This window comes from Streptococcus sp. oral taxon 071 str. 73H25AP, from assembly GCF_000146755.1.
GTDB classification, from domain to species: Bacteria; Bacillota; Bacilli; order Lactobacillales; family Streptococcaceae; genus Streptococcus; species Streptococcus oralis_T.
Genome location: NZ_GL397255.1, coordinates 1 through 5,232, shown reverse-complemented (window position 1 = coordinate 5,232; position 5,232 = coordinate 1). Strand labels below are relative to the sequence as shown.

At 49.5% G+C, this 5,232-nt stretch carries 2 tRNA genes and 3 rRNA genes; all 5 read left to right on the top strand.

The features are described 5' to 3' along the window. Positions 1 to 36 precede the first annotated feature (36 nt). The 5 genes from HMPREF9189_RS11775 (at position 37) to rrf (ending at position 5,231) form a co-directional block, all read left to right on the top strand. Positions 37 to 108, top strand: a tRNA-Glu gene (locus tag HMPREF9189_RS11775). Positions 109 to 341: 233 nt separating this feature from the next. Then, positions 342 to 1,890: ribosomal RNA gene (locus tag HMPREF9189_RS11770) — 16S ribosomal RNA — on the top strand. A 51-nt stretch (positions 1,891 to 1,941) separates the two neighbouring features. Beyond that, positions 1,942 to 2,014 (top strand) — tRNA-Ala (locus HMPREF9189_RS11765). Between the two features lie 122 nt (positions 2,015 to 2,136). Then, positions 2,137 to 5,039: ribosomal RNA gene (locus HMPREF9189_RS11760) — 23S ribosomal RNA — on the top strand. A gap of 76 nt (positions 5,040 to 5,115) precedes the next feature. Next, positions 5,116 to 5,231 (top strand): 5S ribosomal RNA (rrf, locus tag HMPREF9189_RS11755). The 16S, 23S and 5S rRNA genes sit together here with 2 tRNA genes alongside, the layout of an rRNA operon. The last annotated feature ends 1 nt before the right edge of the window (position 5,232 follow it).

Here is a 5,232-nt window from a genome sequence, read left to right as displayed (position 1 = left end):
AAAAGTAGGTATAATAGAAAGAGTTGAAAAGCTCAAGGTCCGTTGGTCAAGGGGTTAAGACACCGCCTTTTCACGGCGGTAACACGGGTTCGAATCCCGTACGGACTATGTGTATATCGCAGGGATGAAAAAAGTAAAAAAAGTTTCAAAAAAGTGTTGACAGAGACAGGGAGCTGTGATATACTAATATAGTTGTCGCTTGAGAGAGATTGAGTGACAAAGACCTTTGAAAACTGAACAAGACGAACCAATGTGCAGGGCACTACAACTAAGGTTGTAGTACTGAACAATGAAAAAAACAATAAATCTGTCAGTGACAGAAATGAGTGAGAACTCAAACTTTTAATGAGAGTTTGATCCTGGCTCAGGACGAACGCTGGCGGCGTGCCTAATACATGCAAGTAGAACGCTGAAGAGAGGAGCTTGCTCTTCTTGGATGAGTTGCGAACGGGTGAGTAACGCGTAGGTAACCTGCCTGGTAGCGGGGGATAACTATTGGAAACGATAGCTAATACCGCATAAAATGGATTATCGCATGATGATTCATTGAAAGGTGCAAATGCATCACTACCAGATGGACCTGCGTTGTATTAGCTAGTTGGTGGGGTAACGGCTCACCAAGGCAACGATACATAGCCGACCTGAGAGGGTGATCGGCCACACTGGGACTGAGACACGGCCCAGACTCCTACGGGAGGCAGCAGTAGGGAATCTTCGGCAATGGACGGAAGTCTGACCGAGCAACGCCGCGTGAGTGAAGAAGGTTTTCGGATCGTAAAGCTCTGTTGTAAGAGAAGAACGAGTGTGAGAGTGGAAAGTTCACACTGTGACGGTATCTTACCAGAAAGGGACGGCTAACTACGTGCCAGCAGCCGCGGTAATACGTAGGTCCCGAGCGTTGTCCGGATTTATTGGGCGTAAAGCGAGCGCAGGCGGTTAGATAAGTCTGAAGTTAAAGGCTGTGGCTTAACCATAGTACGCTTTGGAAACTGTTTAACTTGAGTGCAAGAGGGGAGAGTGGAATTCCATGTGTAGCGGTGAAATGCGTAGATATATGGAGGAACACCGGTGGCGAAAGCGGCTCTCTGGCTTGTAACTGACGCTGAGGCTCGAAAGCGTGGGGAGCAAACAGGATTAGATACCCTGGTAGTCCACGCCGTAAACGATGAGTGCTAGGTGTTAGACCCTTTCCGGGGTTTAGTGCCGCAGCTAACGCATTAAGCACTCCGCCTGGGGAGTACGACCGCAAGGTTGAAACTCAAAGGAATTGACGGGGGCCCGCACAAGCGGTGGAGCATGTGGTTTAATTCGAAGCAACGCGAAGAACCTTACCAGGTCTTGACATCCCTCTGATCGCTCTAGAGATAGAGCTTTCCTTCGGGACAGAGGTGACAGGTGGTGCATGGTTGTCGTCAGCTCGTGTCGTGAGATGTTGGGTTAAGTCCCGCAACGAGCGCAACCCCTATTGTTAGTTGCCATCATTCAGTTGGGCACTCTAGCGAGACTGCCGGTAATAAACCGGAGGAAGGTGGGGATGACGTCAAATCATCATGCCCCTTATGACCTGGGCTACACACGTGCTACAATGGCTGGTACAACGAGTCGCAAGCCGGTGACGGCAAGCTAATCTCTTAAAGCCAGTCTCAGTTCGGATTGTAGGCTGCAACTCGCCTACATGAAGTCGGAATCGCTAGTAATCGCGGATCAGCACGCCGCGGTGAATACGTTCCCGGGCCTTGTACACACCGCCCGTCACACCACGAGAGTTTGTAACACCCGAAGTCGGTGAGGTAACCTTTTAGGAGCCAGCCGCCTAAGGTGGGATAGATGATTGGGGTGAAGTCGTAACAAGGTAGCCGTATCGGAAGGTGTGGCTGGATCACCTCCTTTCTAAGGATAAGGAACTGCGCATTGGTCTTGTTTAGTCTTGAGAGGTCTTGTGGGGCCTTAGCTCAGCTGGGAGAGCGCCTGCTTTGCACGCAGGAGGTCAGCGGTTCGATCCCGCTAGGCTCCATTGGTGAGAGATCACCAAGTAATGCACATTGAAAATTGAATATCTATATCAAATAGTAACAAGAAAATAAACCGAAACGCTGTAGTATTAAAAGAGTTTATGACTGAAAGGTCAGAAAATAAGGTTAAGTTAATAAGGGCGCACGGTGGATGCCTTGGCACTAGGAGCCGAAGAAGGACGTGACAAACGACGATATGCCTTGGGTAGCTGTAAGTAAGCGATGATCCAGGGATTTCCGAATGGGGGAACCCAACAGGTACTACCTGTTACCCATATCTGTTAAGGATATGAGGAGGAAGACGCAGTGAACTGAAACATCTAAGTAGCTGCAGGAAGAGAAAGCAAAAGCGATTGCCTTAGTAGCGGCGAGCGAAACGGCAGGAGGGCAAACCGAAGAGTTTACTCTTCGGGGTTGTAGGACTGCAAAGTGGACTCAAAGATTATAGAAGAATGATTTGGGAAGATCAGCCAAAGAGAGTAAGAGCCTCGTATTTAAAATAGTCTTTGTACCTAGCAGAATCCTGAGTACGGCGGGACACGAGAAATCCCGTCGGAATCTGGGAGGACCATCTCCCAACCCTAAATACTCCCTAGTGACCGATAGTGAACCAGTACCGTGAGGGAAAGGTGAAAAGCACCCCGGGAGGGGAGTGAAATAGAACCTGAAACCGTGTGCCTACAACAAGTTCGAGCCCGTTAATGGGTGAGAGCGTGCCTTTTGTAGAATGAACCGGCGAGTTACGATATGATGCGAGGTTAAGTTGAAGAGACGGAGCCGCAGGGAAACCGAGTCTGAATAGGGCGCATTAGTATCATGTCGTAGACCCGAAACCATGTGACCTACCCATGAGCAGGTTGAAGGTGCGGTAAGACGCACTGGAGGACCGAACCAGGGCACGTTGAAAAGTGCTTGGATGACTTGTGGGTAGCGGAGAAATTCCAAACGAACTTGGAGATAGCTGGTTCTCTCCGAAATAGCTTTAGGGCTAGCGTCGACATAAAGATTCTTGGAGGTAGAGCACTGTTTGGGTGAGGGGTCCATCCCGGATTACCAATCTCAGATAAACTCCGAATGCCAAAGAATTATGGTCGGCAGTCAGACTGCGAGTGCTAAGATCCGTAGTCGAAAGGGAAACAGCCCAGACCACCAGCTAAGGTCCCAAAATAATTGTTAAGTGGAAAAGGATGTGGGGTTGCACAGACAACTAGGATGTTAGCTTAGAAGCAGCTATTCATTCAAAGAGTGCGTAATAGCTCACTAGTCGAGTGACCCTGCGCCGAAAATGTACCGGGGCTAAAACAATTTACCGAAGCTGTGGATACCTTTATAGGTATGGTAGGAGAGCGTTCTATGTGTGGAGAAGGTGTACCGTGAGGAGCGCTGGAACGCATAGAAGTGAGAATGCCGGTATGAGTAGCGAAAGACAGGTGAGAATCCTGTCCACCGTAAGACTAAGGTTTCCAGGGGAAGGCTCGTCCGCCCTGGGTTAGTCGGGACCTAAGGAGAGACCGAAAGGTGTATCCGATGGACAACAGGTTGATATTCCTGTACTAGAGTATGTAGTGATGGAGGGACGCAGTAGGCTAACTAAAGCAGACGAATGGAAGTGTCTGTCTAAGCAGTGAGGTGTGAATTGAGTTAAATGCTTAGTTCTATAACATTGAGCTGTGATGGGGAGCGAAGTTTAGTAGCGAAGTTGGTGACGTCACACTGCCAAGAAAAGCTTCTAGCGTTTAAACATACTCTACCCGTACCGCAAACCGACACAGGTAGTCGAGGCGAGTAGCCTCAGGTGAGCGAGAGAACTCTCGTTAAGGAACTCGGCAAAATGACCCCGTAACTTCGGGAGAAGGGGTGCTGACTTTATGTCAGCCGCAGTGAATAGGCCCAAGCAACTGTTTATCAAAAACACAGCTCTCTGCTAAATCGTAAGATGATGTATAGGGGGTGACGCCTGCCCGGTGCTGGAAGGTTAAGAGGAGTGCTTAGGAGTAATCCGAAGGTATGAATTGAAGCCCCAGTAAACGGCGGCCGTAACTATAACGGTCCTAAGGTAGCGAAATTCCTTGTCGGGTAAGTTCCGACCCGCACGAAAGGCGTAATGATTTGGGCACTGTCTCAACGAGAGACTCGGTGAAATTTTAGTACCTGTGAAGATGCAGGTTACCCGCGACAGGACGGAAAGACCCCATGGAGCTTTACTGCAGTTTGATATTGAGTGTCTGTACCACATGTACAGGATAGGTAGGAGTCTAAGAGATCGGGACGCCAGTTTCGAAGGAGACGTTGTTGGGATACTACCCTTGTGTTATGGCCACTCTAACCCGGATAGGTGATCCCTATCGGAGACAGTGTCTGACGGGCAGTTTGACTGGGGCGGTCGCCTCCTAAAAGGTAACGGAGGCGCCCAAAGGTTCCCTCAGAATGGTTGGAAATCATTCGCAGAGTGTAAAGGTATAAGGGAGCTTGACTGCGAGAGCAACAACTCGAGCAGGGACGAAAGTCGGGCTTAGTGATCCGGTGGTTCCGTATGGAAGGGCCATCGCTCAACGGATAAAAGCTACCCTGGGGATAACAGGCTTATCTCCCCCAAGAGTTCACATCGACGGGGAGGTTTGGCACCTCGATGTCGGCTCGTCGCATCCTGGGGCTGTAGTCGGTCCCAAGGGTTGGGCTGTTCGCCCATTAAAGCGGCACGCGAGCTGGGTTCAGAACGTCGTGAGACAGTTCGGTCCCTATCCGTCGCGGGCGTAGGAAATTTGAGAGGATCTGCTCCTAGTACGAGAGGACCAGAGTGGACTTACCGCTGGTGTACCAGTTGTCTTGCCAAAGGCATCGCTGGGTAGCTATGTAGGGAAGGGATAAACGCTGAAAGCATCTAAGTGTGAAACCCACCTCAAGATGAGATTTCCCATGATTATATATCAGTAAGAGCCCTGAGAGATGATCAGGTAGATAGGTTAGAAGTGGAAGTGTGGCGACACATGTAGCGGACTAATACTAATAGCTCGAGGACTTATCCAAAGTAACTGAGGATACGAAGCGTGAGGTTTTCTAATTATTTGATAGATATTCAATTTTGAGTAGGTATTACTCAGAGTTAAGTGACGATAGCCTAGGAGATACACCTGTACCCATGCCGAACACAGCAGTTAAGCCCTAGAACGCCGGAAGTAGTTGGGGGTTGCCCCCTGTGAGATATGGAAGTCGCTTAGCT